Source organism: Streptomyces sp. HUAS MS02 (assembly GCF_055702265.1).
Map to the genome: position 1 here is coordinate 5,683,203 of NZ_CM146747.1, position 26,913 is coordinate 5,710,115.

The 26,913-nt window shown below is 71.3% G+C and carries 24 protein-coding genes; 16 read left to right on the forward strand and 8 right to left on the reverse strand.

Features of this window, described 5'->3' with window-relative positions; genetic code table 11:
* Positions 1 to 374 precede the first annotated feature (374 nt).
* Positions 375 to 1,028 carry a TetR/AcrR family transcriptional regulator gene (locus ACZ9QC_RS24560; protein ID WP_472915094.1) on the reverse strand — a complete coding sequence of 218 codons (654 nt, stop codon included), beginning with the start codon at positions 1,026 to 1,028 and terminating at the stop codon, positions 375 to 377.
* A 63-nt stretch (positions 1,029 to 1,091) separates the two neighbouring features.
* Between ACZ9QC_RS24560 and ACZ9QC_RS24565 the strand changes: the two genes are divergently transcribed.
* The 6 genes from ACZ9QC_RS24565 to ACZ9QC_RS24590 all read left to right on the forward strand — a co-directional run bounded on the left by ACZ9QC_RS24565 (position 1,092) and on the right by ACZ9QC_RS24590 (position 7,100).
* Entirely contained in the window at positions 1,092 to 1,772 is a 681-nt protein-coding gene (locus tag ACZ9QC_RS24565; protein WP_472915095.1) for a class II aldolase/adducin family protein, read from the forward strand.
* The gene (locus tag ACZ9QC_RS24570; protein ID WP_472915096.1) at positions 1,769 to 2,710 is read left to right on the forward strand and encodes a carbohydrate kinase family protein; all 942 of its coding nucleotides are present in this window, start codon (positions 1,769 to 1,771) and stop codon (positions 2,708 to 2,710) included. Before ACZ9QC_RS24565 ends, ACZ9QC_RS24570 begins: the two co-directional genes overlap by 4 nt.
* Position 2,711: 1 nt before the next feature.
* Positions 2,712 to 4,115 carry an aldehyde dehydrogenase family protein gene (locus ACZ9QC_RS24575; RefSeq protein WP_472915097.1) on the forward strand — a complete coding sequence of 468 codons (1,404 nt, stop codon included), beginning with the start codon at positions 2,712 to 2,714 and terminating at the stop codon, positions 4,113 to 4,115.
* Between the two features lie 138 nt (positions 4,116 to 4,253).
* The gene (locus ACZ9QC_RS24580; protein ID WP_472921792.1) at positions 4,254 to 5,408 is read left to right on the forward strand and encodes an ABC transporter ATP-binding protein; all 1,155 of its coding nucleotides are present in this window, start codon (positions 4,254 to 4,256) and stop codon (positions 5,406 to 5,408) included.
* A 3-nt stretch (positions 5,409 to 5,411) separates the two neighbouring features.
* Positions 5,412 to 6,266, forward strand: coding sequence for an ABC transporter permease (locus ACZ9QC_RS24585; protein WP_472915098.1), 855 nt, complete (start codon positions 5,412 to 5,414; stop codon positions 6,264 to 6,266).
* 3 nt (positions 6,267 to 6,269) lie between these two features.
* Positions 6,270 to 7,100 (forward strand): ABC transporter permease, encoded by an 831-nt coding sequence (locus tag ACZ9QC_RS24590; protein ID WP_472915099.1) that lies wholly within the window; start codon positions 6,270 to 6,272, stop codon positions 7,098 to 7,100.
* A 21-nt stretch (positions 7,101 to 7,121) separates the two neighbouring features.
* Here ACZ9QC_RS24590 and ACZ9QC_RS24595 read toward each other — a convergent pair whose 3' ends face one another.
* The 3 genes from ACZ9QC_RS24595 to ACZ9QC_RS24605 all read right to left on the reverse strand — a co-directional run bounded on the left by ACZ9QC_RS24595 (position 7,122) and on the right by ACZ9QC_RS24605 (position 11,236).
* The gene (locus ACZ9QC_RS24595; RefSeq protein ID WP_472915100.1) at positions 7,122 to 7,862 is read right to left on the reverse strand and encodes a TetR/AcrR family transcriptional regulator; all 741 of its coding nucleotides are present in this window, start codon (positions 7,860 to 7,862) and stop codon (positions 7,122 to 7,124) included.
* A gap of 157 nt (positions 7,863 to 8,019) precedes the next feature.
* Positions 8,020 to 9,708 (reverse strand): IclR family transcriptional regulator domain-containing protein, encoded by a 1,689-nt coding sequence (locus tag ACZ9QC_RS24600; RefSeq protein WP_472915101.1) that lies wholly within the window; start codon positions 9,706 to 9,708, stop codon positions 8,020 to 8,022.
* Between the two features lie 223 nt (positions 9,709 to 9,931).
* The gene (locus ACZ9QC_RS24605; protein ID WP_472915102.1) at positions 9,932 to 11,236 is read right to left on the reverse strand and encodes a M6 family metalloprotease domain-containing protein; all 1,305 of its coding nucleotides are present in this window, start codon (positions 11,234 to 11,236) and stop codon (positions 9,932 to 9,934) included.
* Positions 11,237 to 11,541: 305 nt separating this feature from the next.
* Here ACZ9QC_RS24605 and ACZ9QC_RS24610 point away from each other — a divergent pair, with 305 nt between their 5' ends.
* Both ACZ9QC_RS24610 and ACZ9QC_RS24615 read left to right on the forward strand, forming a co-directional pair.
* Positions 11,542 to 12,165: a TetR/AcrR family transcriptional regulator gene (locus tag ACZ9QC_RS24610; protein WP_472921793.1), complete on the forward strand. Its 624-nt coding sequence runs from the start codon at positions 11,542 to 11,544 to the stop codon at positions 12,163 to 12,165.
* Between the two features lie 162 nt (positions 12,166 to 12,327).
* Entirely contained in the window at positions 12,328 to 13,893 is a 1,566-nt protein-coding gene (locus ACZ9QC_RS24615) for an MFS transporter (protein WP_472915103.1), read from the forward strand.
* A gap of 204 nt (positions 13,894 to 14,097) precedes the next feature.
* On the opposite strand, the gene ACZ9QC_RS24620 is transcribed toward ACZ9QC_RS24615, so the two are convergent.
* The gene (locus ACZ9QC_RS24620; protein WP_472915104.1) at positions 14,098 to 14,604 is read right to left on the reverse strand and encodes a MarR family winged helix-turn-helix transcriptional regulator; all 507 of its coding nucleotides are present in this window, start codon (positions 14,602 to 14,604) and stop codon (positions 14,098 to 14,100) included.
* Between the two features lie 208 nt (positions 14,605 to 14,812).
* Here ACZ9QC_RS24620 and ACZ9QC_RS24625 point away from each other — a divergent pair, with 208 nt between their 5' ends.
* Both ACZ9QC_RS24625 and ACZ9QC_RS24630 read left to right on the forward strand, forming a co-directional pair.
* Positions 14,813 to 15,598 (forward strand): dioxygenase family protein, encoded by a 786-nt coding sequence (locus ACZ9QC_RS24625; RefSeq protein ID WP_472915105.1) that lies wholly within the window; start codon positions 14,813 to 14,815, stop codon positions 15,596 to 15,598.
* 221 nt (positions 15,599 to 15,819) lie between these two features.
* The gene (locus ACZ9QC_RS24630) at positions 15,820 to 16,185 is read left to right on the forward strand and encodes a DUF1330 domain-containing protein (protein WP_472915106.1); all 366 of its coding nucleotides are present in this window, start codon (positions 15,820 to 15,822) and stop codon (positions 16,183 to 16,185) included.
* Between the two features lie 74 nt (positions 16,186 to 16,259).
* Here ACZ9QC_RS24630 and ACZ9QC_RS24635 read toward each other — a convergent pair whose 3' ends face one another.
* Entirely contained in the window at positions 16,260 to 16,778 is a 519-nt protein-coding gene (locus ACZ9QC_RS24635) for a GNAT family N-acetyltransferase (protein ID WP_472915107.1), read from the reverse strand.
* A gap of 193 nt (positions 16,779 to 16,971) precedes the next feature.
* Between ACZ9QC_RS24635 and ACZ9QC_RS24640 the strand changes: the two genes are divergently transcribed.
* The gene (locus tag ACZ9QC_RS24640) at positions 16,972 to 17,970 is read left to right on the forward strand and encodes a sigma-70 family RNA polymerase sigma factor (RefSeq protein ID WP_472915108.1); all 999 of its coding nucleotides are present in this window, start codon (positions 16,972 to 16,974) and stop codon (positions 17,968 to 17,970) included.
* Positions 17,971 to 18,564: 594 nt separating this feature from the next.
* Here the strand turns inward: ACZ9QC_RS24640 and ACZ9QC_RS24645 are convergent.
* The gene (locus tag ACZ9QC_RS24645; RefSeq protein ID WP_472915109.1) at positions 18,565 to 19,539 is read right to left on the reverse strand and encodes a helix-turn-helix transcriptional regulator; all 975 of its coding nucleotides are present in this window, start codon (positions 19,537 to 19,539) and stop codon (positions 18,565 to 18,567) included.
* A 62-nt stretch (positions 19,540 to 19,601) separates the two neighbouring features.
* On the opposite strand from ACZ9QC_RS24645, the gene ACZ9QC_RS24650 reads away from it, so the two are divergent.
* From ACZ9QC_RS24650 to ACZ9QC_RS24670, 5 genes are all read left to right on the forward strand, one after another.
* A complete protein-coding gene (locus tag ACZ9QC_RS24650; protein ID WP_472915110.1) occupies positions 19,602 to 21,221 on the forward strand; it encodes an MFS transporter in 1,620 nt (539 codons plus the stop codon).
* Between the two features lie 243 nt (positions 21,222 to 21,464).
* Positions 21,465 to 22,328 (forward strand): DeoR/GlpR family DNA-binding transcription regulator, encoded by an 864-nt coding sequence (locus ACZ9QC_RS24655; RefSeq protein WP_472915111.1) that lies wholly within the window; start codon positions 21,465 to 21,467, stop codon positions 22,326 to 22,328.
* The gene (pfkB, locus tag ACZ9QC_RS24660; RefSeq protein WP_472915112.1) at positions 22,325 to 23,272 is read left to right on the forward strand and encodes a 1-phosphofructokinase; all 948 of its coding nucleotides are present in this window, start codon (positions 22,325 to 22,327) and stop codon (positions 23,270 to 23,272) included. The genes ACZ9QC_RS24655 and pfkB overlap by 4 nt, the downstream gene beginning before the upstream one ends.
* Before the next feature lie 202 nt (positions 23,273 to 23,474).
* The gene (locus tag ACZ9QC_RS24665; RefSeq protein ID WP_472915113.1) at positions 23,475 to 25,637 is read left to right on the forward strand and encodes a PTS fructose transporter subunit IIABC; all 2,163 of its coding nucleotides are present in this window, start codon (positions 23,475 to 23,477) and stop codon (positions 25,635 to 25,637) included.
* 178 nt (positions 25,638 to 25,815) lie between these two features.
* Positions 25,816 to 26,094, forward strand: a complete 279-nt coding sequence (locus tag ACZ9QC_RS24670) for a hypothetical protein (protein WP_316727834.1) — start codon at positions 25,816 to 25,818, stop codon at positions 26,092 to 26,094.
* Between the two features lie 32 nt (positions 26,095 to 26,126).
* On the opposite strand, the gene ACZ9QC_RS24675 is transcribed toward ACZ9QC_RS24670, so the two are convergent.
* Positions 26,127 to 26,885: a DUF6227 family protein gene (locus tag ACZ9QC_RS24675; protein ID WP_045556191.1), complete on the reverse strand. Its 759-nt coding sequence runs from the start codon at positions 26,883 to 26,885 to the stop codon at positions 26,127 to 26,129.
* Positions 26,886 to 26,913: the final 28 nt, after the last annotated feature.

Below are 26,913 nucleotides of genomic sequence, written 5' to 3' on the forward strand. Positions count from 1 at the left end.
CGGAGGCATGGCGCCGCAGCGCACCGCCCACGAAGCCAGGAGTCAGGAGTCAGGAGTCAGGAAAGATAATTGCACATTGGCGGGTAAATATGTTGCCGGCAGGAGGAGCTGACATGAGAGGCCCGTCACGGTTCACGCACCGGGTCGACGGTGTGGGCGCCGCCGAGACGGCATGACGGCAGCGGGCGACTCGCTCCGCACGGACCGCTGGGGCGGGCGACATCGCTCAGTGCCGGGGGCGGAATCCCTCAGGCCGGGGACGACGGCTCGGCCGCCGACCGCGGGCTCCACGGCCACGGTCGGCGGGCAACCCGCTCTGTGCCAAGATCGCGCTTGGCCGGCGCCAGGGGCGGACCCGGTCGTCGGCCTCGCGCCTACCGGGTCAAGTGGCCGAGATAGGCGCGCAGCATGCTCTTGAGCTGGCCGAGCAGTTCGGCGTCTCCGGTGGCGTCCGTGCGGAAGGCGTCCTGGGTCACCGCGTCGGCGGCGAGGAAGGCGGTGTAGCAGGCCGTCGCCGCCTCCCTGTCGTCGGGCAACAGGCGCTGTGCGACCAGGATGCGGTGCACCCCCGCCGCCATGACGCGCTTGTGCCTGCTGTCGGCCTGCCTGGTCCATTCGGTGAGGTGGCGTCCGAACCACAGGGCCCGGAAGCCGGGTTCGGAACGGTAGATGTCCGCGAAGGCGTCGACGAGCACGGTCACCGGATCGCTCCATGTCTCCGTGTGCGCGCGTTCGACGAACGACTCCATGGCCGCTTCCAGGCGGGTCAGGTACAGATCGGCCAGGGCTTCGACGATGGCCTCCCGGTCGGGCAGGTACTGGTACAGCGCACCCACGGAAACCCCCGACTCGGCGGCGACGCGGGTCGTGGTCAGCACGTCCGCGCCTTCCGCGACGAGCAGCCGTTCGGCGGCCTGCAGCACACGGGCGACCTTCTCCCTCGCCCGGGCCTGGCGTGGCATCCGTCGCAGCCGCAGCGCCGTGACCTGCACCGTGTCGCTCTCGTCGGGTCCGTCCGTCGTGGGCATCCGCCGCGTCCCTTCCATAAAACCAAACGTGACTTTGTTTCATGTTCAGGGTACCTTCGCGGCATGGCTGACGCGAACGAGTTGCTTCCGGAACCGCGGCGCGCCGTGGCGGAGGCGTGCCACCGCCTCGCGGGCGAGGGACTGCTGATCGGCACGGCAGGCAATGTGAGCGTGCGCGACGGCGACCGGATCGCGGTCACCGCCACCGGCGCCGTCCTCGGACAGTGCACGCCCGAGCAGGTGACGGTGGTGGGCCCCGACGGCGGGACACTCGCCGGGAACCTGGAACCGACCTCCGAACTGGAACTGCACCTCGGGATCTACCAGCGGTACGACGCCGGCGCCGTGGTGCACACCCACTCCCCCCAGGCCACCGCGCTGTCCCTGGTGCTCGACGAACTTCCGTGCGTCCACTACCAGCAGCTGCTGCTCGGCGGGTCCGTGCGCGTGGCGCCGTTCGCCGTCTTCGGCACCCCGGAGCTGGCCCGGCACGTCCTCACGGCACTCGACGGCAGGTCGGCGGCGCTGATGGCCCACCACGGCGCCGTGACATTCGGGCCGACGCTCGCCAAGGCCGTGGAGAACGCGCTGCTCCTGGAGTGGCTGTGCGGCGTGTACCTGCGAGCCGCCCACATCGGCGAGCCGCGGGTCCTAGACGACGGCCAGCAGACCTCCGTGATCACCTCCGCCCTGCGGCGCGGCTACGGCACCACCCACCCCACAGGAGAGGACAGCACCCGATGAGCCAGACAGTCATAGCCCTCGGCGCCCACGTGTTCGACGTGCAGGTCCGGCCCGTCGAGGCCATCCCGGACGGGCAGGGCGCGACCCTGGTGGACCAGATCCGGTTCAGCCCGGCGGGCACGGCCGCCGGTACCGCGCTGACCCTCGCCAAGCTGGGAGCGGCGGTGCGCACCGCCGGCGCGGTGGGCACGGACCCGATCGGTGACCTGCTGCTGAGCATGCTGGCCGGCCACGGCGTGGACACCTCTCTCGTCCTGCGCCGCGACGACACCCAGACCTCGGCCTCGGTGCTGCCCATCCGCCCCGACGGCAGCCGCCCCGCCTTCCACGTCCTGGGCGCGAACATCAGCTACGGACCGGACGACGCCCCGCACCCGGAGATCGCCGAAGCCACCCATCTGCACATGGGCGCACCCGAGTTGATGGGCGGCGAGGCCGCGGCGAAGATACTCGCTCCCGCACGGGCCGCGGGCGTGGTCACCTCCGCCGACCTGCTCGTCGCCGGCGACAGCGGCTTGTTCGACTGGATCGCGCCCGCACTCCCGTATCTGGACCACCTGCTGCCCAACGAGGAGCAGGTGCTCGGACTCACCGGTGCCGCGACGCTGGAGGACGGTGCGCGCAGGTTCCTCGCGGAAGGGGTCGGGTGCGTCGCCGTCACCCGGGGCGCACGCGGTGCGCTGGTGGTCACGGAGGACGAGGTGATCGAGATTCCGGCCTTCGCGGTCGACGTGGTGGACACCACCGGCTGCGGCGACGCCTTCTCGGCCGGCTTCCTGCGCGGACTCGGCCTGGGCCGCGGACTGCGGGAGTGCGGCGTGCTCGGTTGCACCGCCGCCGCGCTGGTGGCACAGGGCCTCGGCAGCGACCACGGCGACTTCGACCTCGCCACCGCCGACGCCTTCGCCACCACGGCCGCGATCCTGGAGAGCTGCTGACATGGACACCATCGACACCACCCGGGCGCCCGGTACCGAAGCCGCGGCCACCGTTGCCCGACTGCGTACCGTCTTCGCATCCGGCCGCACCAGGCCCGGGGCCTGGCGCCGCGCCCAACTGCGGGCCCTGCGCACCCTGTTGACGAACCACGCCCAGGAGCTGGGCGAGGCTCTGAGAGCCGATCTCGGGAAGAGTCCGACGGAGGCGTTCACCACCGAGATCGGGTTCACCGTCAACGAGATCGACCACACGCTCGCCCACCTGAAAGCATGGCTGCGCCCGCGTCGGACCGGTGTACCGCTCGCGCTCGCGCCCGCCCGCGCCCGGCTGGTCCGGGAACCCCTGGGCACCGTCCTGATCATCAGCCCGTGGAACTACCCGGTGCAGTTGGCGCTGGCCCCCCTGGTCGGCGCGCTGGCCGCGGGCAACTGCGCCGTCGTCAAACCCAGCGAACTCGCCCCCGCCACCTCCGCTGCCCTCGCCCGGCTCCTGCCGCTCCACCTCGACCCGCAGGCGGTGGCCGTTGTCGAGGGCGGCGTCCCCGAGACCACGGCCCTGCTGGAACAGCGCTTCGACCACATCTTCTACACCGGCAACGGCGCCGTCGGCCGGATCGTGATGGCCGCCGCCGCACGCCACCTCACCCCGCTGACCCTGGAACTGGGCGGCAAGAGCCCCGCCGTGGTGGAACCCGGCACCGACCTGGCCACGGCCGCCCGCCGCATCGTCTGGGGCAAGTTCATGAACACCGGCCAGACCTGCGTGGCACCGGACTACGTCCTCGCCGTGGGCGAGACGGCCACCGCACTCGAACCGCACCTGGCCTCAGCGGTCCGCGAGATGTACGGCGACGACCCGGCCACCAGCCCCCACTACGGCCGCATCGTCAGCACCCGCCACTTCGACCGGCTCGTCGGCTTCCTCAAGGACGGACGCACCGTCGTCGGCGGAGACCACGACCGCGACAGCCGCTACATCGCCCCCACCGTCCTCGCCGACGTCGACCCCGGAGCGCCGGTGATGAACGAGGAGATCTTCGGCCCCGTCCTGCCCGTCGTCGCCGTCCCCGACCTGGACGCGGCCATCTCGTTCATCAGCGAACGGGACAAACCCCTGGCCCTCTACGCCTTCACCGCCTCCGCCGGCAGCAAGCGACGCCTGACCGCGGAGACCTCCTCCGGCGCCCTGGCCTTCGGCGCCCCCAACGCCCATCTGACCGTCCCCGGCCTGCCCTTCGGGGGCGTCGGCGAAAGCGGCTTCGGCCGCTACCACGGCGAGCACTCCATCGACACCTTCAGCCACACCAAGGCCGTCCTCGACAAGCCACTCTTCGCGGACCCGCTCCGGCTCGCCTACCCGCCCTTCACCACCTGGAAGGACCGACTGCTGCGCCTCCTGCTGTGAACGACGGCAGAACGGCTCACCTGCCGGCTCCGGCGGGCGAGAAATCGGTTTCCCCGTGCGGGGCATGGGCCTAGCATGCCGCAGTCGTTCCGGATGACGTTCGGGACGTCGAACGGGCGGTGAAGGGGAGTGATGCCGTTGTCCGCGGTGATCGAGGCGCGTGGGTTGTGCAAGGTGTTTCGGACGACCGTGCGGCAACCCGGATTCGCGGGCGCGCTCAGGTCGCTCGTCAGTCCGCGGCGCGTGGACAAGGTCGCGGTGCAGGACGTCGACTTCCAGGTGGGCAGAGGGGAGTTGCTCGCCCTCCTCGGTCCCAACGGCGCCGGCAAGTCCACCACCATCAAGATGCTCACCGGCATCCTCACACCCACCTCCGGCGAGGCCCTCGTCGCCGGGGTCGTCCCGCACCGGGACCGGGAGCGCAACGCCCACAACATCGGGGCCGTGTTCGGGCAGCGCACGCAGCTGTGGTGGGATCTGCCCGCCCGGGAGTCGTTCGAGATCCTGCGGGACATCTACGGGGTTCCCGAAGGGCAGTTCCGGGCGCGGATCGAGGAGTTCGACGAACTCCTCGAACTCTCCGAGTTCTGGGACACCCGGGTCCGGCATCTGTCGCTCGGGCAGCGGGTGCGTTGTGATCTCGCCGCCTCGCTGCTGCACGACCCGCCCGTCGTCTTCCTCGACGAACCCACCATCGGCATGGATGTGGTGGTGAAGGAGCAGGTACGGCGGTTCCTGCGGCACCAGGTCGAGGAGCGCGACCGTACCGTCCTGCTCACCACGCACGACATGACCGAGGTGGAACGCCTCGCCGAACGCGTCGTGCTCATCAACCACGGCCGGATCGTCCTCGACGGCTCCCTCCAGGAGATCCGGCAGCGTTTCGGCGGCACCTGGCAGGTCCGGGCCACCCTCACCGACCCGGCCGACGTCGAGGTCGTGGAAGCCGTCGAGCAGGGGGAAGGAGCGGGTGGCTCCGTTCCGCTGCCCGGGTTCGCCGGTATCGGTGTGGTGCGGCAGGAAGGGCCACGCGTCGTCTTCGGACCCGTGGAGGAGGACGCTCCCACCGTTCACGAGGCCCTCAAGGTGATCATCGGGCGGTTCCGGGTCGCGGACCTCGCGCTGGAGGAGAACGACCTGGAGGACGTCATGCGCGCCGCCTACCTCAGCGACGTACCCGCCCAGGAGGGAGAGGGCCCACACCTGGCCGCCGTCGCCGCCGCTCCCACCTCGGCTTCCGCCTCAGCCGCCAACGCCACCGCCGACTCACCCTCCACTCCCCAGGGCGGCTGAACCATGGCCGCGACCACCCCGTCCACCCCTGCCCCCGCCTCCCGCACCCTCACAGCCGCCCTCTCCCGTGCCTGTCGCGTCTCCTGGATCACCCCCCGGGGCGAACTGCTCGCGCCGCCCCGGATGACCGCCACCGCCATACGACTCTTCGTCCAGGTCTGCCTGGTCGTCTACCTCTGGCGCGGGCTGTACGCGAACACCGAGTCCAGCGCCGGGCTCGACGAGACCCAGGCCGTCGGCTACGCCGTACTCGCCGTCCTCGCGAGCCGTATCCGCGGCCTCGACCGGCAGGCCGGCCGCGACATGGTGATCCAGCACCTGCGCTTCGGGACGATCGTCTACTGGTACCTGCGGCCGATGAAGCCCCAGCGCTACTACGCACTGCGCGCCCTCGGCGACCAGCTGTACGGCTTCGGCTGGGTGCTCGCCGGATACGTGCTGTGTCTCGCCGTGGGCGTCGTCCCCCTGCCCGCGTCCCCCTCGGTCGCCGGGGTCTTCGCGGTGAGCATGCTGCTCGGCCAACTCGTCCTGTACTACGTGATGATGCTGGTCGACCTGCTCTGCTTCTGGACCCTGCGCAACGAGGCGGCCCTGCTGATCCTCGTCTTCGCGCAGAACCTGCTCTCCGGCGTGTACGCCCCGCTCTGGTACTTCCCGGACTGGTTCATCACGTTCAGCTCGTTCCTGCCGTTCCAGGCGACGCTCAGCGTGCCGCTCTCCATCTACGTCGGCCGTATCGACGTCGGTGACGCCTTCGGGCAGATGGCGGTCCAGGCCGTCTGGGTCGTCGTGCTCGCGCTGCTCACCCGCCGGCTCTGGGACCTGGCCGGCCGTCGTGTCGTGTCCCAGGGAGGATGACCGATGACCACGGAGACCACACCCAACGGACCCGCGCACGCCTGGCGCGTCGTCTGGCGGATCACCAAGCTCAACTTCAAGGCCCGGCTGGAGTACCGGGGCGAGTTCCTGATGGGGGTCGCCGTCGGGGCGATCTGGCAGGTCTCCATCGTCGTCTTCGCCTCCGTCCTGCTCACCCGGTTCCCCGGCCTCGGCGGCTGGTCCAGCTCCGACGTGCTGCTCATCGCCAGCATGCGCATGCTGGCCCACGGCCTGTACGTGCTCTTCCTCGGCCGGATCCAGTACATGAACACGCTCGTCCAGGAGGGGATTGTCGACCCCTGTCTGATCCGCCCGATGCCGGTCTACCGACAGGTCCAGCTGACGTTCTTCCCGGTCAACGCCATCGGCGACCTGTTCGTCGCGGTCGGCCTGTTCGTCGCCGCGCTCCACCGCAGCTCCCTGGACTGGACGGCCGGCCGGATCACGTACGTGGTGGCCGGTGTCCTCGGCGGCATGCTGGTGGAGGCCGCGCTCTTCACGGCCCTCGCCGCCGCCGCGTTCCACTTCCCGGCCACGTCGTACTGGAGCCAGTGGCTGGAGGAGTTGATGGGCACGTTCGGCAGCTATCCGCTGAGCATCCTCCCGAAGGCCGCGTCCGCCGCGTTCACCTTCGTCGTACCGCTCGCGTTCATCGCCTACTTCCCGGCCGGCGTCCTGACCGGCCACGGGGACGCGATGGGCGTACCGGAGGCGCTCGCGGTGGCCTCACCCTTCATCGGCCTCACCGCGTTCGTCCTGTCCCGGCTGCTGTGGAACTGGAGCCTCGGCAAGTACACGGGCGTCAACGGCTAGACGGACAAGGGGAATCGAGGGTCACTTCAGCCGCGTCGCCAGTCCGTCCAGCACCCGGTCAAGGCCGTACTGGAACCCCTCCTCCCGGGCCGCCCGGGGGTCCGTGCCGCGCTGTTCGGCGTAGCCCTCGCGCAGCAGTGGGTAGTCCTGGGCGGCCTCCTCGGCTGCGGGCCACAGCTGTTCGACCACGCTCTGCTCGTCCTGGCCGCTGCGGGCGAGGACGTTGAGCCAGGCGGCCTCGGCGGTCGCCGTGCCGGTGACGTACGCGACGACCGTGGTGAGCGCCCGGTCGGCCTCGTCGGCCGGGAATCCGGCGGTGGTCAGCAGCCTCAGCATGGCCTCCGAGACCCGCATCCAGTTCGGGCCGAGATAGGACATGCCCAGCTCGCCGAGGACGGCGGCGAGCCACGGGTGGCGCAGGATCGTGGTGCGCAGGTTGTGGGCACAACTGGCTGTGTCGGTACGCCAGTTCGCCGGGTCGGGAATGGCGGTGACCTCGATCTCGCCGTAGATCTCGTCGACGGCCAGCTCCAGCAGCTCGTCCTTGTTGGCGACGTGGCGGTAGAGGGAGGTCGCGCCGGCTCCCAGGCGGGCGCCGAGCTTGCGCATGCTCAGCGCGTCGATGCCCTCCTCGTCGAGCAGCCGCAGCGCCTCGGCCACGATCTGTTCCCGGCTCAACGCGGGCTGCTCCCGCCCGGTCCGGGGCCGGGTCCAGACCGACGGGAACCCCTCCTGCTTCTTGACCGGCTTCTCGGGTGCCATGGGGTGCGTTCTCCTCTACCTGCGCCTGATCTTGCCGCTCACGCCTTTTGATACCGCGACTGGGACTGCGACCGCGTCCTGCGTACGGCTGACGCGACCAGCGTACGGTGTGCGCAGGGCTGGTGGGGCACGAGGTGTGCCGTCCGTCCGGGCGACGTCAGACGCCCGGTACCCGCCGGAACATCCCCGCCACCGCCAGTTCCGCCTCGATCCGGCTCGCCGCGTCCCGCAGCGCGGGCAGTACCTCCGCCACGCACTCCTCGACCGACCGCCGGCTGCTGTGCATCGCGACGTTCACCGCGGCGACGACCCGCCCGCCCCGCTCCCGCACGGGTACGGCGATGGAGCGCAGCCCCTCCTCCAACTCCCCGTCGACGAGGGCGTATCCGGCGTCGCGTACCCGTTCCAGGATCGTCAGCAGTTCCCGGCGGTCGGTGACCGTGTGCGGGGTCAGCGGGGCGGGAGTCTCCGGCAGGGGGACCTCGGGCAGCAGGTCGGCGAGCATCACCCGGCCCAGGGACGTCGCGTACGCCGGCAGCCGCGTCCCGAGGGTGATGTTGACGCTCATGATGCGGCTGGTGGCGACCCGCGCCGTGTACTGCACCTCGTGCCCGCCGTCGGTGAGGACCGAGAGGGACGCCGATTCGTGGACGCGCGCGGAGAGTTCGGCCAGGTGCGGCGCGGCGATCCCGGAGAGGGGCAGCATCGACAGGGGCGGGAAGCCCAGGCCCAGCACCCGGGGTGTCAGACGGAAGACGCGGTCGTACGACTCCACGTACCCGAGGTGTTCGAGGGTGATCAGCGCCCGTCGGGCCGTCGCCCGGGCGAGCCCGGTGGCCTGCGCGACCTCGGTGAGGGTGAGCGCGGCCCGGCCCTCGCCGAACGAGGTGATCACGGTCAGCCCCCGGGCTAGCGACTCGACGAACTCCCGGCCCAGTTCCTGCTTGGAGGCGCCCGTCCAGTCGGCGAGGCCGGAGGACGCCGGCCCACCGCCGTCCACCGCCGCGGCGGCTGCCCGTGGCTTCGCCGACTCCCGCAGCTCTCGTTCCATCTGCGCCACCGTCGCCCGCAGTCGGGGCAGCAGCGTCTCGCGCAGCGAGTCGGCGGTGTGCCGGCTCGTGTGGCTGACGACGCTCGCCACGCACGCGACCCGTCCCGTACGGGGATCCCGCACGGGTACGGACACGGCCACCAGCCCCGGTTCGATCAACTGGTCGTCCAGCGCCCACCCCTGCGCGGCCGCCCGTGCCGTGCGGTCCTCGAAGTCGTCGTAGGCGCCGCCGCGCGGAGGCACCGCCGGAAAGCCGTGGCCCTCCGGGTCGGCCGTGCGGCGGGCGCGCCAGCGGGACCAGTCGGCCGGGTCCCACTCGGTGGCGAACAGCGGGCCGGGCGCGGTGCGTTCGGCGGGGAGGAGGTCGCCGATGCGGAAGCTGAGGGACATCGCGCGGCGGCGGGTGGCCTGGTGGATGAAGCGGACGCCGTCCTGGTCGCGGACCGCCAGGGACACCGACTCGTCGAGCTCGTCGGCGAGGGCGTCCGCGTGGGCGTCCAGGAGGCGGGGGAGGCGGATGGCGGCCAGGTAGGCGTTGCCCAGCTCCATCAGGCGGGGGGCGAGGACCGCGTCGCGGCCGTCCAGTCGTACATAGCCCATGCGGGCCAGCGTCCCCGTGATGCGGTCCACGGTGGAACGCGCGAGGCCGGTCGCCTTCTCCAGCGCGCTCGGGCTCAGCGTGCCGTCCGCTTCGGTGAGCCGGCGCAGCACGGTGATCCCCCGCATCAGGGGGGCGACGGCTTCGGGGGGCGCGGGGGAGGGGGTGGCGGCCGCGTCGGAGGCGTTCGGGAGCATGGGTTCACGGTAGTGCGGTGGGGCTGCGCCGCTGTGCCGGGCGCCTTGGGGCTCGGGGGTGCGGGTTCGTTTGCGGCCGTGGGCCCGGTGGGGCTTCTCGCGCAGTTCCCCGCGCCCCTGAAAAGCAGGGGCTGCGCCCCGTGCTTTTCAGGGGCGCGGGGCCGGAGTCGTTCAGCGCCGCGCGGCCGCAAACGCACCCACTACCCACTACCCCCCGCCCCCCTCACCGCCGACTCACCACCACCCGATGGTTCCCCCCGACATCCACCCCCGCCACAGCGATCTCCACCCCCGCCCGCGCGTCCTTGAACGTCTCGCCAGGCACGAGCGGCGCGTCGGACAGTTCCGCGTGGACGTTGGGGCTGCGCGTGCACCCCCCGCTGTCGCGCCGCGCGTCGTGGACCTTGATCGGCCCGTTCCCGGTGTCGACGGCCGCGTCGACCCGGTACACCAGCACCCCCGGCCGGCACACCACCGCATCGTTGCCCGCCCGCGTCCGCAACTCCGCGACGTACGCCGCACGGGAACTCAGCGGCACGACGACCAGCTTCGCCCCACCCCCGGCGGCGAGCGGCGTCAGCACGTACTCCGCGGAGCCGACGGCCGCCACGCACGAGACCTGCGTCTCGTCGAGCCACCCCAGCTTCCACTTGTGCCAGCCCAGCAGATCGTTGTCGACGCCCCAGTCCTCGCTCATGATGTCCCAGTGGCCGACCGCGCCCCCGCCCTCATGGGTGTAGAGGTCGGGAAGGCCGAAGACATGCCCGTTCTCGTGCGGCAGCACCCGGTACCCGGTCTCCCCGTACGACCCCGAGCCGTCGTCCTGGCGGCTGTAGACGAAGGACGCGTTGGCGACCGGCACCCCGTCCGCGACCGGCGCCTCCCGGTTGCCCGCGAACGTCACCGACAGGACCGTGTCCAGGGCGGAGGGACCCGCGTTCGGGGTGACGAGGACGTTGACGAGGTCGTACGAGCGGAAGTCCACCAGCGGATCGGCGGCCCGCACCATGTCCTGGACCAGCCGGCGGTAGCCGGGGTCGAACGGGGCGCCGCGCTCTATGTCGTAGGAGCGGAAGGATCTCGGCATCCGCAGCCACTCGGTGAGCGGCGCCTCGGGACGGTAGTCGATACGGCCGTACGAACTCGTCCTGAACCATTTCTGCGTCTGGGGCGCGAACTCCGCGAAGCGGTCCATCGCGCTGCCCTCACCGGGGGCGTCCGAGAAGTCGATCATCAGGTTGAGGGCGCGGACCGTGCCGGTGGAGCGGGAGTAGCCCGGCGGGGTCGGGATGCCCTCGGACATCTGGGTGCCGAGCGAGCCGCGGATCAGGCAGGGGCCGAGCGCCGAACCGCGGACCACGGCGGTGGCCCCCGCGGCCGTCGTCGTGCTGTCCTTCGCCATCAGGCGCCCGGTGCCGGCGGAGGTGCTGACCGCGAGCGTGAGGGCGGTGACGGACGCGAGCGCGACGGCCCGGCGCGGACGTATCCGGCGCGGAGGTATCCCGTTTCTGCGGAACAGCTGCTGCATGCCCGCGCCCTTCGCTCCACGGCAGCCGTCCGGTGACGAGGCTGCGCCCTTTGATCACCCTGGTTCGACGGGTGCGCGGGCGCGCGCTGGAAGGGCCGAACGTGGGTCCCGCCCCATGTGTGACCCAGGTCACGCCAAAAGACTTCGGCGAGGGGAAATAACCGGGGACCGTTTCCCCGTTTACCCCTTCGTCCGAGCGAAACGGGGACTCCATCCCCGGATCGTCACCGGCGCCCCCCACACCACTGGATCAGGCAGAGGAGTACGTCGTGGAGAGCAGCACCGCCACCGCCGTGCGTCGCAGGATGCCTCGCCCTCGGGCGGACGCCCTGCGCAACCGGGAGCGGATCGTCACCGCCGCCCGGGAGATGTTCGTCGAGTTCGGCCCCGAGGTGCCGCTCGACGAAATCGCCCGCCGGGCCGGTGTCGGCAACGCCACGCTGTACCGCAACTTCCCGGACCGCGACGCGCTGGTCCGTGAGGTCGTCTGCTCGGTCATGGACCGCACGACCCTCGCGGCCGAGGCCGCGCTCACCGAGACCGGTGACGCGTTCGAGGCGCTCTCGCGCTTCGTGCACACCTCGGCCGACGAACGGGTCAGCGCCCTCTGCCCGATGATCCAGAGCACGTTCGACAAGCACCACCCCGACCTGGAGGCGGCACGCGAGCGCCTGGAGGAGCAGATCGAAAAGATCATGCGGCGCGCCCGGGAAGCCGGGCAGCTGCGCTCCGACGTGGGTGTCGGCGACCTGATGATCGCCGTCAGCCAGCTCAGCAGGCCACCGGCCGGCACCCAGTGCGCGGGCGTCGACCGCTTCCTCCACCGCCATCTGCAACTGTTCCTGGACGGGCTGCGCGCCCCGGCCCCCTCCGAACTGCCCGGCACCCCGGTGACCGTGGAGGACCTGCGGAGGCCCTGCCCGTCCTGAACCCCCTTACCGAACCGCCTGTCCTGATCCTTGTCCGGGCCCTGTCCGGACCCCGTCCTGATCCTGTCCTGACCAGCTGAGTTCAACGCCCGTCGCCGTCGCCGCCGGCGGGCCGCTCACCGATCTTTTTTTCCGTCACGAAGTCCCGAAGTGGGTACCTCCATGTCCGAAACAGTCGGCACATCCAAGTCGTCCGAGGCATCACAGACAAAGGCATCAGAGGCAGACGACGCGCACGCCAACCGCTGGAAAGCGCTCGTCTTCATCGCCCTCGCCCAGCTGATGGTCGTGCTCGACGCGACCATCGTGAACATCGCCCTCCCCTCCGCCCAGCAGGACCTCGGCATATCCGACGGCAACCGGCAGTGGGTCATCACCGCGTACGCCCTGGCCTTCGGCGGTCTGCTTCTCTTCGGTGGCCGCATCTCCGACCTCTGGGGCCGCAAGCGCACCTTCGTCACCGGTCTGATCGGCTTCGCCGGCGCCTCCGCACTGGGTGGCGCGGCCACCGGTGAGGCGATGATGCTGGGCGCCCGCGCGCTCCAGGGCGCCTTCGGCGCGCTGCTCGCGCCCGCCGCGCTCTCCCTCCTCGCGGTGATGTTCACCGACGCCAAGGAGCGCGCGAAGGCGTTCGGCATCTACGGCGCGATCGCCGGTGGCGGCGGCGCCGTCGGCCTGATCCTCGGCGGCTTCCTCACCGAGTACCTGGACTGGCGCTGGACGTTCTTCGTCAACATCCCGTTCGCGGTGATCGCCGCGGTCGGCGCGTACTTCGTCATCCGGGAGCCCGCGGGCGGCCGCAACCGCTCCCCGCTCGACATCCCCGGCGTCGTCCTGTCCACCCTGGGCCTGGTCTCCCTCGTCTACGGCTTCACGCGGGCCGAGTCCGACGGGTGGGGCGACTCGATGACGATCACCCTGTTCGTCGCCTCGGCGGCACTCCTCGCCGCCTTCGTGTTCGTCGAGTCCAAGGTCAAGGCCCCGCTGCTGCCCCTGCGCGTGATCACCGAGCGCAACCGTGGTGGTGTCTACCTCTCCCTCGGCCTCGCGATCATCGCGATGTTCGGCCTGTTCCTCTTCCTGACCTACTACCTGCAGATCGTGAAGGGGTACTCCCCGGTCAAGACCGGCTTCGCCTTCCTGCCCATGATCGCGGGCATGATCATCGGCTCGACGCAGATCGGCACCCGTCTGATGACCCGGGTCGCGCCGCGCCTGCTGATGGCCCCGGGCTTCCTGGTCGCCGGTCTCGGCATGCTCCTGCTGACCCAGATGGAGGTCGGTTCCTCGTACGCCACCCTGCTGCTGCCGGCCCAGTTGCTGCTCGGCCTCGGTATGGGTACGGCGTTCATGCCGGCGATGTCCCTGGCGACCTACGGGGTCGAAGCGCGTGACTCGGGCGTGGCCTCCGCCATGGTCAACACCTCCCAGCAGGTCGGTGGCGCCATCGGTACGGCCCTGCTGAACACCATCGCCGCCTCCGCCACCACGTCCTACGTCGCGGACCACATCGGCTCGGCCACCTCGAAGCCGGCGGCCCAGCTGGTCCAGCTCCAGGGCATGGTCCACGGGTACACCAACGCCATCTGGTTCGCCGTGGGCATCCTCGTGGCCTCCGCCGCCATCGCCTTCACCTTCGTCACGACGGGCAAGCCCGACATGACGGCGACCACGGCCGAGGGCGAGGGCGCGACGAACGAGGCCAAGGTCCCGGTGATCGCCCACTGACCACGGCACCGGAACCCGACGGACACCGATGACGGAACGGGTGGAGCAGGGGCCCCAAAGCCCCTGCTCCACTCCCGCGACGGCGCCCGGTCAGGGGCGCGGGGAACTACGCGACCAGCCCCCGCTCACCCGCACATCTCCACGCCGGTATCCATGCCGGTATCCACGCCTGTATTCACGCCGGTATCCACGACGGAAGAACCCCTACCGCAGCCAAGGCAGATCCGCCCCCGCCTCCGACGGCTGAAGCCCCTCCGCGACGATCTCCATGATCTCGCCGAGGGCTTTCTGCTGTTCCGGCGACAACCGGTCGAACAGCGCCTGCCGCACCGCCGCCACATGCCCGGGCGCGCTCTTGCGAAGCGTCTCGTACCCGCCGTCCGTGAGAACCGCGAACTGCCCCCGCTTGTCCACGGGGCAGTTCTCGCGCCGCACCCACCCGTTCTTCTCCAGCCGGGCCACGGCGTGCGACAGGCGCGAACGCGTGATCTTCGTCTGCATCGCCAGCTCCGTCATCCGCAGCCGCCGCTGCGGCGCGTCGGACAGCACCACGAGCATGTGGTAGTAGAGGTGCGGCATGCCCGCGTCACGCTGCAACTGGCGATCGAGATGGTCTTCGAGCAGGGTTTTGGCGTGCACATAGGCGACCCAGGTGCGCTGCTCCTCGTCCGTGAGCCAGCGGGGTTCTTCGTCGGCGGATGCGGTCTTCATGCCCCCACTGTACGAGGCCCCTCCTTGAAATTTGAACTATAGAGATGTAATGTGAAACAAGAACTATTGAGACTTCAACTACTGGGGAGTTGGGAGAGGTCTCAAGCGCCCGGAGTGCCGGGCGTGACCAAGGAGACAGAAGCGACTGCCAGGCCCACCGAGGCGTGTGTGTCGTGTGCGTCGCGCAGGTTTTGAGGGAGTCACCCCTATGTCCGCCGCCACCGTCGAGCGCATGCCCGCCCTGTACCTGAGTCACGGGGCCCCACCGCTCGCCGACGACCCGATCTGGCCCGGCGAACTCGCCGCCTGGGCCGCGAAGCTGCCCCGCCCCAAGGCCGTCCTCATGGTCTCCGCCCACTGGGAGGAGGCCCCCCTCGCCCTCGGCGCGGTCCACACCGTCCCCCTGGTCTACGACTTCTGGGGCTTCCCCGAGCACTACTACCAGGTCCAGTACGGCGCTCCTGGCGCCCCCGAGCTGGCGGCCTCGGTCCGCAAGCTGCTCCAGGCCCCCGGCACCCCCGTCCAGGACATCCCGGACCGGGGCCTCGACCACGGCGCGTACGTCCCCCTCGTCGAGATGTACCCCGACGCCGACATCCCGGTCCTGCAGATCTCCATGCCGACCCTGGACCCGCTGAAGCTGATGGACGTCGGCCGCAGGCTCGCGCCCCTCCGCGACGAGGGCGTGCTGATCATCGGCTCCGGTTTCTTCACCCACAACCTCGCCGCCCTGCGGCAGGCCGGGGTGCCGACCTGGTCCACCGAGTTCGACGACTGGGGCCGCCGGGCCCTGGAGTCCCGCGACTGGGACGCCCTCCTGGACTTCCTCCACAAGTCCCCGGCCGGACGGCTGGCCCACCCCCGCACGGAGCACTTCGCCCCCCTCTTCGTCACGATGGGCGCGGCCGAGGCAGCCGGCGAACTCGACGCCCAGAAGTCGGTGATCGACGGCTTCTGGATGGGCCTGGCAAAGCGCTCGGTCCAGTTCGGCTGACACACCACGGGCGCGGGTGCAGGGCGCAAGGGCGGGGGCGCGTGTACGTGGGACACGGGGAACGGGCACGGCGCGGGCCGGGGGCGGTTACCTGACAGGTCATCGACCCGGGCCCGTACGCCTGCCAGGCTCGACGACGTACACAGCCCAACCGCCCCGGTCGACGGGGGCCGCCCTCGACGGGGCCGCCCCGGTCGACGGGACCGACCGGAGGGACGCGCATGCCCGCCTACGCCATAGCCCACCTCAAGGACGCCGCCCCGCACCCGGAGATCGCCGAGTACATCGAGCGCATCCCGACCACCTTCGAGCCGTACGGCGGCCGCTTCCTCGTGCATGTCACCCCGCACGAGGTGAAGGAGGGGAGCTGGCCCGGAGCCGTCGTGGTGATCGGCTTCCCCGGCATCGCCGAGGCGCGCGCCTGGTGGGACTCGCCCGCGTACCAGGAGATCGCCCCGCTGCGCTCACGCCACATCCAGGGCGACATCATCCTGGTCGAAGGGGTACCCGAAGGCTATGACCCCCGCACCACCGCGAAGACCATGAGGAAGGCCATGAGGGACTCCTCGGCAGCCGCCGAGCAGTGAGCCCGAGGGCCGGGCGGCGGTCAGTGGGCCGACGTTCCGGGCGGCGGTCAGCGGGCCGGAGGCGTCGGAGGGAGTCACAGTTCCTTCTCGTACCACGCGACATCCCAGTACCGCCCGAACTTCCGCCCGACCTCGCGATAGGTGCCGACGTACCGGAACCCGAAGCGCTCGTGCAGTCGGGTCGACGGCAGGTTCGGCTGGGCGATGCCCGCGTAGGCGCGATGGACGTCCTCGTCGGCGAGCGCCTCGAACAGTGCCTTGTACAGCAGCGTGCCCACGCCCCGGCCGCCCGCGTCCGGGGCGAGGTACACCGACACCTCCACCGAGGTGGCATAGGCCGGCCTCGCGCGAAACGCGCTGCTCGTGGCGTACCCCAGAATCCGCTGTGAACCGGTCTCGACGGCAACCATCAGGCGATGCCGTCCGTCTTCAAGGTGGGAGAGCAGCCAAGGGCGGCGCTCTTCCGGGGTGAAGACAGCGGTATCGAATGTGATGGGCGTCTCACGGACGTAGTGGTTGTAGATGTCGGTGAGAACGGCGAGGTCGGTCTCGACTCCTGGTCTGACCTGCACCTCTACGGACTCCGCCGACATCACGCCCCCTCCTGTGGCGGCACAGGGTACTGCAAGATCAGAAAAATAGTGGGATGGCTTGGGAATTCTGTCCTGATTCCAGTCGTTGTTTCCTTCGGAAGCCGGGCACTCGGGAGAGTGTCCGAGCGGCCGCATCACGACCCACGTAGGACCAGATACGACCCTGCCAGCCCACCATCGCAAGGGAGCACGCATGGCAACCCGTGCCGTCGCCGCTCGTCGTTCGTCCGCCTCCGGCCGGACCGACGCGGCTCGCAGCGTTCGCGCCTCTGGCGGCGAGATCGCCGACCGCGACCTGGTCGGCATGTACCTCGACGAGATCGCGCGTACACCGCTGCTCGACGCCGCCAAGGAAGTCGAGCTGTCCCAGATCATCGAGGCGGGTGTGTTCGCACAGCAGATCCTCGACGGCGAGGAGCAGGCCAGGGCGGACGCCAGCCGCGAGGAGCTCGAAGCCCTGGTCGCCGACAGCGAGCGGGCCAAGGACATCTTCATCCGATCCAACCTGCGCCTCGTCGTGGCCGTCGCCCGGCGGTACCCGCGCAGCGGCCTGCCCCTGCTCGACCTGATCCAGGAGGGGAACGCCGGCCTGGTCCGCGCGGTGGAGAAGTTCGACTACCGCAAGGGCTTCAAGTTCTCGACGTACGCCACCTGGTGGATCCGTCAGGCCATCACCCGCTCGATAGCCGACCAGTCGCGCACCATCCGGCTGCCCGTCCACCTCGTCGAGGAACTGGGCCGGATCCGCCGTGTGCAGCGCGAGTTCAACCGCGAGCACGGGCGCGACCCCGAGCCCGCCGAGATCGCCGCCGAGCTCGGTTCCAACGCGGACCGCGTCAGCGACGTCCTCGACTGGGCCCGCGACCCGGTCTCGCTGAACATGTCGGTGGACGACGACGGCGACACCCAGTTCGGCGACCTGCTGGAGGACACCTCCGCGGTCTCGCCCGAGCAGTCCGTGCTCACGCTGCTGCGCAGCGAGGAGTTGGACAGCCTCATCGGGCGCCTCGACCAGCGCACCGCGTCCATCATCAAGATGCGGTACGGCATCGAGGACGGCCGCGAGCGCACCCTCACCGAGGTCGGCAAGGAGCACGGTCTCACCCGCGAGCGGATCCGTCAGATCGAGAAGCACGCCCTGCTCGAACTGAAGAAGCTCGCCCGCGACACCGGCTTCGACGCCGTCGCCTGATCCGGCCGCACACCGACCAGGGCCCCGTCACGGCGCGCCCCCTGGGGCCGCCACGGGGCCCGGCCCGGCCCCTCCGCCCACACCTCGGCAGTGCGTCGGCCATGACCGGCCATGTCCGGCCGGATGTCCGACCGAACGTCCGCCTGCTGTCCACGCTTGACCGCACGCAGTCCACGCCTGACCACACACCGTCCACGCCTGGCCGTACCTTGCCGCCGATTGGCTGTACTACGCCGCTACTTGGCCGTACTGCATCGCTTCAACTCCCCGTTCCCGGGGCACAAGACTTCCGGGCCCAGACTTCACCGGCCCGGAGCCTCAGGCCCGGGACCGGAGTTCGACCGCCGCGACCGCAGTCATCCGAAGCCGAGTCCCGACGCTCTCCCCCCAGCGCCGGGACTCTCCCAGAGCCGGGCTTCGGCGCCTCCCCCCTGGCGCCGAAGCCCGGCTCGATTTCCGCCCCCTGAGGCGCCGACGGGCCACCCCGGACCTGAACCCCGGGGTGACCCGAGCGGCAGATTCTGCCACAGAGCCCACCCCGCCGGATCCCGTCGAGGGCCGTCTGCGCACGTCAGAGGCGTCGGCACCCGCGCCTCACCCTTCGGCGTCGCCCGCCGCCCGCGTCAGCCGCGCCCCCAACTCCCTTACGTGGGAGACCAGTTCCGGCGGCTGATGCACCGTGAAGTCGCAGTCGAGCATCGCGAGCCGGAACGCCAGCCACTCCACGGAGTCACCCACGGAGGCCCGCAACCGGCAGCTGTGCTCGTCGACGGGCTCGGGCGTACCGACCCAGCGGGGCACCCGGGCCGCGACGACCTCGGCCGGCGCGGCGAAGGTGACGTCGCACTCGTACGTCTCCTGCCGCTGGTAGATCGACTGCTTCAGATACTCCTCCGCGCTCCCCGTCGGCAGCTCGCGCGGCGCGAACCGGGCGCCCGTGGCGAAGGGTTCCTCGACCCGGTCCACCCGGAAGGTCCGCCAGTCGGCGCGGTCGAGGTCGTACGCGACGAGATACCAGCGGCGCCCGGTCGACACGAGCCGGTACGGCTCGCAGTGCCGACGCGAGTCCGTCCCGTCGCCGGAGCGGTAGGCGAACCGCAACCGCTCGTGCCCCGCCACCGCCGAAGCCATCACGGTCAGCGTCTCGGGCGTCACGGTCGCCCCGTCACCACTGGTCAGGGGAGTGGTGGCGGCCTGCAGGGTGGAGACCCGGTGGCGCAGCCGCGACGGCAGCACCTGTTCCAGCTTGGCGAGCGCCCGTACGGAGGCCTCGTCCACCCCCTCCACGGCGTGCCCGGCCCCGGCCCGCAGCCCCACCGCGATCGCCACCGCCTCCTCGTCGTCCAGCACGAGCGGGGGCATGGCCTTGCCCGCGACCAGCCGGTAGCCGCCGTCGGCCCCCATCGTCGCCTGCACGGGATAACCCAGCTCCCGCAGTCGGTCGATGTCCCGCCGGACGGTGCGCCGCGAGACCCCGAGCCGGTCGGCCAGTTCACCCCCGGGCCACTCGCGGGGCGTCTGCAGGAGGGACAGCAGCTGGAGGAGCCGCGCCGGAGTGTCGGTAGTCATGCCCCCGAGCATGCCGGAGAACTAGGACACAGACTGACCTACTCGACCTCTACCTTCAAGCCATGACCTCGACAACGAGCGCCCTGAAGGGGCGCGGGGCTGATGCATCCGCGACTCCGTCGCGTGGGCGCGATCAGCCACGAACAACCCGCACGGAACCCCCGGCGGAAACCCCGACGGCGCTCGACGCACCCCCCACGCTCGACGCACACCCCGGCGGAGCCGACCGCCGCCGCTGGATCGCCCTGGCCATCGTCATGACGGCCGCCTTCATGGACCTCGTCGACGTCACCATCGTCAACATCGCCGTCCCCTCCATCCAGCGGAGCGAAGCCGCCAGCTTCACTCAGATCCAGTGGATCACCGCCGGTTACGCCCTCGCCTTCGCCGCGGGACTCGTCACCGGCGGCCGGCTCGGCGACATCCACGGCCGCCGCCGGATCTTCCTCCTCGGCATCGGCGGCTTCACGCTCGCCTCCGCGCTGTGCGGGCTCGCCGCCAACCCGGAGATGCTGGTGGCGGCGCGGATCGCGCAGGGCGCGACCGCCGCGCTGATGGTGCCGCAGGTCCTGTCGATCGTGCACGCGACCTTCCCGGCACACGAACGCGGCAAGGTCTTCGGGCTGTTCGGCGCGGTCGTGGGCCTCGGCGCGGTCTCCGGCCCCCTGCTCGGCGCCCTGCTCATCGAATGGAACCCGCTCGGCCTGGAATGGCGGGCGATCTTCCTGATCAACCTCCCGGTCGGTGTCGCGGGGCTCATCCTGGGCCGCCGCTTCATCACCGAGTCGAAGGCCCCGCACGCCCTGAAGCTGGACCTCGTCGGCGTCGCGCTCGTCACCGGCGGGCTGCTGATGCTGCTCTACCCGCTCACCCGGGGCCACGAGACGGGCTGGCCGCTGTGGGGCCACATCTCGATGGCGGGCTCGCTCGTCGTGTTCGCGGCGCTGGTGGCGTACGAGCGGCGCAAGGCCGGGCGCGACGGCTCCCCGCTGATCGAACTGTCCCTGTTCCGGGTGAAGAGCTTCGCGGCCGGCATCGCCGTTCAGACCGTGTTCGGAATCGCCCTCGGCGTCTTCTTCCTCGTCTGGACCCTCTACCTCCAGACCGGCCTCGGCTGGAGCGTCCTGAAGGCCGGCCTCACCGGCATCCCGTTCTCCCTCGCCGTGTCGGTCGCGGCCGGGATGTCCGTCCAGAAACTCGTCCCGCGCTTCGGCCGCAAGGTCCTCCAGGCGGGCGCGCTGCTGATGGCGGCCGGTGTGCTTCTCTACCTGGCGGAGTCCGAACGGTACGGCCTCGCCATCACCCCGTGGCAGATGGCGCTCCCGCTGATCGTGATGGGTGCGGGCATGGGGCTCATCGTCGCCCCGCTGACCGACGCGATCCTCTCCGGGGTGCCGCGTGAGCACGCCGGTTCCGCGTCCGGGCTGATCAGCACGGTCCAGCAGATGGGCAACGCCCTCGGGCTCGGTCTGGTCGCCGTGGTCTTCTTCGGCGTCATGGACGACCGTCTCGCGCCGGCCGACATCGGCCCCGCCTTCGTCGACGCCTTCGAGTACGCGCTCGGCTGGGTGGCGGCGGTCCTGGCCGCGATCTTCCTGCTGATGTTCGCCCTGCCGGGACGCTCCGCCGCGAGCCCCGAGGAGTTCGCCGACGCCGAGGATCCGGCCATCTCGGCCGGATAGTCCGGGCGCGTGAGCGGCACGCGAGGAGCACGCGAATGGCGCGCGAGGACCACGCGAATGGCGCGCGAGGAGCGTGCGAGGGGCCCCGCACCTGAGGTGGTGCGGGGCCCCTCGCCGTCCGCGTCACGCCCGATCATGTCCGAGTCGGCCCGAGTGTTGCCCGAACCTGTTTACTTTCCTGAAATCCAGGCGTAGCCTCCGAGCGAAACCACAGAATCGGGCATCAGTCGGAGGCGAACGGACATGTACGCACCGGAGCGGCAGCAGGAGATCCTCCGGCTCGCCCGTGACGGCGGCCGGGTGGACGTGGTGTCGCTGGCGGAGGAGTTCCAGGTCACGGCCGAGACGATCCGTCGCGACCTGAAGGCCCTCGACCGCGCCGGCCTCGTCCAGCGGGTGCACGGCGGCGCGATCCCCGCCGGCCGCCTGGACTTCGAGCCCGACCTCGCCGAACGCGAGGGCACCGCGGCCGACCAGAAGGACCGCATCGCCCAGGCGGCCCTCGCCGAACTCCCGAACGACGGCACGGTTGTCCTCGACGCCGGTACGACGATCGCGCGCCTCGCCGCCGCCATCCCGCTGGAGGCCACGCTCACCGCGGTCACGCACAGCCTGCCGATCGCCGCCCGCCTCGCCGACCACCCTGGCATCCAGCTCCACCTCGTCGGCGGCCGCGTCCGCCACCGCACTCGCGCCGCCGTCGACGCGTGGGCGCTCCGCGCCTACGGCGAGATCCGCGCCGACGTCCTCTTCGTGGCCGCCAATGGTTTCTCCGCCGACCACGGCCTGACCACCCCCGACCTCGCCGAGGCCGCCGTGAAACGGGCGGCGGTGAGCGCCGCCCGCCGCGTGGTGCTGCTCGCCGACTCCTCCAAGCACGGCCAGGAACACTTCGCCCGCTTCGGCGACCTGAGCGACGTGGACCTGCTGATCACCGACTCCGGCCTGAGTCCCGAGGATGCCCTCGCCATCGAACGCAAGGGCACCGAAGTGCTGCGCGTCCCGGGCACCGAGCCTGTCGGCGGCTCGGGCGGCCCGGGCGGCTCCGCCGGCGCGGGCGCCCTCGGCGTCCCCGGTGCCAACGGCCGGAAGGACCACCGCTCATGATCCTCACCGTCACCCCCAACCCCTCCCTCGACCGCACCTACGAGGTCCCCTCCCTCGACCGCGGCGAGGTCATCCGGGCCACCGGCGAACGCATGGACCCGGGCGGCAAGGGCGTCAACGTCTCCCGAGCGGTCGCCGCCGCCGGGCGCCGGACCGTGGCCGTGCTGCCGCTCGGCGGCGCGCCCGGCGCACTGGTCGCGGACCTGCTCGACGCACAGGGCATCGAGGTCGCCCGCGTGGCGGTCGCCGGGGCGACCCGCTCCAACATCGCCCTCGCCGAGGCCGACGGCGTCCTGACGAAGATCAACGCGCCCGGCCCGGAGCTCTCCGCCGCCGAACAGGAACTCCTCCTGGAGACCGTCCGCGCCCAGTCCGCCGACGCCTCCTGGATCGCCTGCTGCGGCAGCCTCCCGCGCGGCCTAGCCCCGTCCTGGTACGCCGAACTCGTCGCCCGCGCCCACGCCGCCGGCGCCCGCATCGCCCTGGACACCTCCGGCCCGGCCCTCATCGCCGCGCTCCGCGAACGCCCCGACGTCGTCAAGCCCAACGCCGAGGAACTCGCCGAAGCCGTGGGCCGCCCCCTCACCACCGTCGGCGACGCCGTCAAGGCCGCCGAGGAACTCCGGGAGATGGGCGCCACCGCGGTACTGGCCAGCCTCGGCGCCGACGGCCAACTCCTCGTCGACGCCGACGGCTCCTGGTACGGCACCGCCCGCGTCGACACCGTCCGCAGCAACGTCGGCGCCGGCGACTCCTCCCTCGCCGGCTTCCTCATCGCCGGCGGCCAGGGCCCGGTCGCCCTCGCCTCGGCCGTCGCCCACGGCGCCGCGGCCGTCCAACTCCCGGGCAGCGTCATGCCCACCCCCGCCGACCTGGACCCGGCGGCGGTGACGGTGACACGAGAGGTGCCCACGGACCGGGTGCTGAGGGAGCCGGTGTCATGAGGAGAACCGGCGTCATGAGGATCACCGGCGTCATGAGGATCACCGGAAGCCGCCATCCGCGAACGAACATTCGTTTTGGCTTACCCGCCGCCCCGGCACTCCCCCTCCCTCCGTCGGCCCCCGAGGCCCCCGCCCCCCACACTTCCGTCCCCACCCCCGCCCTGCCCAGCCCCCGGGCGATACGCGTGCGAAGGAGCCCGCGATGAGCGAGATGATCACCGCGGATCTGGTCGACCTCGACCTGTCCGCCGAAACGAAGGAAGCGGCGGCGCGTGCCCTCGCCGAGCGCATGGTGGCGCAGGGCCGGGTCACCGACCTGGACGGCTTCCTGGCCGACGTGGCGGCCCGTGAGGCGCAGATGCCGACCGGCCTCGACGGCGGCATCGGCATCCCCCACTGCCGCAGCGAGCACGTCACCGAGCCGACCCTCGCCTTCGGCCGCAGCGCGGCCGGCGTCGACTTCGGCGCACCCGACGGCCCGGCCGACCTGATCTTCCTGATCGCCGCCCCGGCGGGCGCGGACGACGCGCACCTGACGATCCTCTCCTCCCTCGCCCGCCAGCTCATGAACACCGAGTTCACGGACGCGCTGCGCGCCGTGGACGACGCCGCCCGCGCGGCCGCCCTGATCCGGGGCGACGCCCCGGCCGAGAGCGCCGCAGGCACCGACACCAAGAGCACCGAGGGCACCGAGAGCACCGAGAGCACCGAGAGCACCGAAGACTCCGCGGCGGCGTCGGGCGGAACGGCCTCCCCCGACGCCGCCGCGGTCAGCACCACCCCGGCCCCGGCGACCCCCGCCCCGGCTGCTCCGGCCACCCCGGCCGCGACGGTCCCGGCGGCGCCCGAAGCGACGGCCCCCGCCGAGGCCCGCCCCTTCCGGATCGTCGCCGTCACCTCGTGCCCCACCGGCATCGCCCACACCTACATGGCCGCCGAGTCGCTGGAGAACGCGGGCCGCGACGCCGGTGACGTCGAGATCGTCGTCGAGACACAGGGCTCGGCCGGCTTCACCCGCCTCGACCCGGCCGTCATCGCCGCCGCCGACGGCGTGATCTTCGCCCACGACGTCCCCGTACGGGAGAAGGACCGATTCGCCGGGAAGCCCACCGTCGACGTCGGGGTGAAGGCGGGCATCAATCGCCCCGCCGAACTGATCTCCGAGGTCCGCGGCAAGGCCGAACGCGGCGAGGTCACGGCCGCCCGCCCCGGCGGCACCCCCGTCGACCGCGCGGGCGACTCCGGCGACGGCTACGGCACCAAGCTGCGCAAGTGGCTGATGTCCGGCGTCAGCTACATGGTCCCGTTCGTCGCCGCGGGCGGTCTGCTCATCGCCCTCGGCTTCGCGATCGGCGGCTGGGAGATCAACAGCGCCAAGCCCGTCACCGAGCACTTCGACTGGCTGCAGGTCGACAGCTGGGCGGCCCTGCTGTTCCAGATCGGCGTCGTCGCCTTCGGCTTCCTGATCCCCGTCCTCGCCGGCTACATCGCGTACGGCATGGCGGACCGGCCCGGCCTCGTCCCCGGCTTCGTCGGCGGCATGATCGCCGCCAACATCAACGCCGGCTTCCTCGGCGGCCTGGTCGCCGGCCTGATCGCCGGCGGGGTCGTCCTCGCCATCCAGCGGATCAAGATCCCGCCGGTGCTGCGCGGCATCATGCCGGTGGTCGTGATCCCGCTCGTCTCCTCGACGATCGTCGGCTTCCTGATGCTGGTGGTCATCGGCAAGCCCATCGCCGAGGCCCAGAAGGGCATGACGGACTGGCTGAGCGGCCTCTCCGGCAGCAACGCGATCCTGCTCGGCGTCCTCCTCGGCCTGATGATGTGCTTCGACCTCGGTGGCCCGGTCAACAAGGTCGCCTACGCCTTCGCCACCGCCGGCATCGCCGTGCAGGACCCCAGTGACTCCGCGATGAAGATCATGGCTGCGGTCATGGCGGCCGGTATGGTCCCGCCGCTGGGCATGGCCCTCGCCACCACCCTGCGCAAGAAGCTGTTCACCACCGCCGAGCGCGAGAACGGCAAGGCGGCCTGGGTGCTCGGCGCCTCGTTCATCTCCGAGGGCGCGATCCCGTTCGCCGCCGGCGACCCGCTGCGCGTGATCCCCGCCTCCATGGCCGGCGGCGCGGTCACCGGCGCGCTGGCCATGGCCTTCGGCTCGACCCTGCGCGCCCCGCACGGCGGCATCTGGGTCACCCCGCTGATCGGCAAGCCGTTCCTCTACCTGCTCGCCATCGCGATCGGCACGGCCGTCACGGCCGGTCTGGTCATCGTCCTGAAGGGCATGCGCAAGACCCAGCCGGGCGCGGCCCCGCAGTCCGCCCCCGCCGCCACGGCGGAGACGAAGGAACCGGTCGCGGCCTGAACCCGGGACCGTACGACGGCCGCGGGCCCCCTCCCACGCGAGGGGGTCGCGGCCGTCGTGTTTCTGCCCCGTGCGCCCCTTTGAGATCCTTTACAACCCGTGTGACGTGTAAGCCGTACCTGCGAGATACGTCACGGTCCGGGCTCAAAGTCCCATCCGGTGGTGTCTACTGGACGGCATGCCTGAGCACGTGTCGATACTTCAGCTGATGGGCGGGACCGCCCTCGCCCTCGCCGCGGTCATCTGGGTCGCCGTGCTCGTCCGCGTCCTGCGCCGTGACCGCGACATCCACCGAGGCCGCTTCGCCGACCTGGCCCGCCGACGCGGACAGCGACTGCGCGGACTGCCTCATCAGCTCCGCAAGGGCCCCCACGTGGAACACGTGGAGCTGACCCCGGCGGAACAGGACGCGTTCGCGTTCCTGGCCCGTCAGTTCAGCGACGACCGCCTGGCCTGAGCACACCGCTCCCGCGAGGTGGGCCCGGCCGACTAGCCGAGCGTCCCCGCCCGTCGCTCCATCGCGTCCCGTGCCGCGTCCTCCGAGACGTACACCTCGCACATGTGACGGCCGTCCGGAGTTGCCGTGTGCTCGACCTCCCAGAGAGAGATCTCCTGCCCGTCGGTGAGCAGGAAGGCGTGCTCGTACAGCGAGAAACTGAGACCCGGCCGACCCCGGCGCGCGGGACGGTGCGGGCGGCCGAAGGCCTGCGTGATCTCGTGCGCGAACGCGGTCCGCAGCAGTAACGTGGCCAGCTCGTCCCCGGGAGGATCCGGGTTCTCCGCGCGCCGCAGCAGTCGACGGGCATGATCCGCCGAGTCGTCCGGCACGTACTCATGCCGCGGCTCGGGGAACGCCGCCAGCTCCACCGTGACGGGCAGCTCGAAGTCGGGGGCGTCCGGTGGCAGCGGCAGCCGCGCGGTGGCGGCCCGCAGCTCCTCGTCGTCCGTGTACACCTCGTGCTGGGTGTCACTTCCCGGCACCGTGTTGTGCACCAGCTCCCACAGGGTGACGGCCGAACCGTCGGCGAGCAGCCAGGTGTGCCGGTACGTCGCCCGGTGCAGCCCCGAACTGTAGTGCGCGGAGTGCAGCGAGCTGTCGTGCGCGAGGGCGCAGTCGAGCTGCCGTATGGTCTCGTCGGGCAGCTCGAAGGAGTTCAGGGCGCGGCCGAGGAGTCGCGCGAGGTGCTCCTCAGGAGACTCGGGCGACTCGGGTGGCTCGTACGCTGCCGTCTCGTACGGAACGCTCAAGGTTTCTCCCGGCGTTGCTGCATGTCAC

Bases quoted from the DNA above. Each gene is read 5' to 3' on its own strand.
- ACZ9QC_RS24560 (WP_472915094.1), bottom strand. From the start codon at position 1,028: ATGCCCACGACGGACGGACCCGACGAGAGCGACACGGTGCAGGTCACG.
- ACZ9QC_RS24565 (WP_472915095.1), top strand. From the start codon at position 1,092: ATGGCTGACGCGAACGAGTTGCTTCCGGAACCGCGGCGCGCCGTGGCG.
- ACZ9QC_RS24570 (WP_472915096.1), top strand. From the start codon at position 1,769: ATGAGCCAGACAGTCATAGCCCTCGGCGCCCACGTGTTCGACGTGCAG.
- ACZ9QC_RS24575 (WP_472915097.1), top strand. From the start codon at position 2,712: ATGGACACCATCGACACCACCCGGGCGCCCGGTACCGAAGCCGCGGCC.
- ACZ9QC_RS24585 (WP_472915098.1), top strand. From the start codon at position 5,412: ATGGCCGCGACCACCCCGTCCACCCCTGCCCCCGCCTCCCGCACCCTC.
- ACZ9QC_RS24590 (WP_472915099.1), top strand. From the start codon at position 6,270: ATGACCACGGAGACCACACCCAACGGACCCGCGCACGCCTGGCGCGTC.
- ACZ9QC_RS24595 (WP_472915100.1), bottom strand. From the start codon at position 7,862: ATGGCACCCGAGAAGCCGGTCAAGAAGCAGGAGGGGTTCCCGTCGGTC.
- ACZ9QC_RS24600 (WP_472915101.1), bottom strand. From the start codon at position 9,708: ATGCTCCCGAACGCCTCCGACGCGGCCGCCACCCCCTCCCCCGCGCCC.
- ACZ9QC_RS24605 (WP_472915102.1), bottom strand. From the start codon at position 11,236: ATGCAGCAGCTGTTCCGCAGAAACGGGATACCTCCGCGCCGGATACGT.
- ACZ9QC_RS24610 (WP_472921793.1), top strand. From the start codon at position 11,542: ATGCCTCGCCCTCGGGCGGACGCCCTGCGCAACCGGGAGCGGATCGTC.
- ACZ9QC_RS24615 (WP_472915103.1), top strand. From the start codon at position 12,328: ATGTCCGAAACAGTCGGCACATCCAAGTCGTCCGAGGCATCACAGACA.
- ACZ9QC_RS24620 (WP_472915104.1), bottom strand. From the start codon at position 14,604: ATGAAGACCGCATCCGCCGACGAAGAACCCCGCTGGCTCACGGACGAG.
- ACZ9QC_RS24625 (WP_472915105.1), top strand. From the start codon at position 14,813: ATGTCCGCCGCCACCGTCGAGCGCATGCCCGCCCTGTACCTGAGTCAC.
- ACZ9QC_RS24630 (WP_472915106.1), top strand. From the start codon at position 15,820: ATGCCCGCCTACGCCATAGCCCACCTCAAGGACGCCGCCCCGCACCCG.
- ACZ9QC_RS24635 (WP_472915107.1), bottom strand. From the start codon at position 16,778: ATGTCGGCGGAGTCCGTAGAGGTGCAGGTCAGACCAGGAGTCGAGACC.
- ACZ9QC_RS24640 (WP_472915108.1), top strand. From the start codon at position 16,972: ATGGCAACCCGTGCCGTCGCCGCTCGTCGTTCGTCCGCCTCCGGCCGG.
- ACZ9QC_RS24645 (WP_472915109.1), bottom strand. From the start codon at position 19,539: ATGACTACCGACACTCCGGCGCGGCTCCTCCAGCTGCTGTCCCTCCTG.
- ACZ9QC_RS24650 (WP_472915110.1), top strand. From the start codon at position 19,602: ATGACCTCGACAACGAGCGCCCTGAAGGGGCGCGGGGCTGATGCATCC.
- ACZ9QC_RS24655 (WP_472915111.1), top strand. From the start codon at position 21,465: ATGTACGCACCGGAGCGGCAGCAGGAGATCCTCCGGCTCGCCCGTGAC.
- pfkB (WP_472915112.1), top strand. From the start codon at position 22,325: ATGATCCTCACCGTCACCCCCAACCCCTCCCTCGACCGCACCTACGAG.
- ACZ9QC_RS24665 (WP_472915113.1), top strand. From the start codon at position 23,475: ATGAGCGAGATGATCACCGCGGATCTGGTCGACCTCGACCTGTCCGCC.
- ACZ9QC_RS24670 (WP_316727834.1), top strand. From the start codon at position 25,816: ATGCCTGAGCACGTGTCGATACTTCAGCTGATGGGCGGGACCGCCCTC.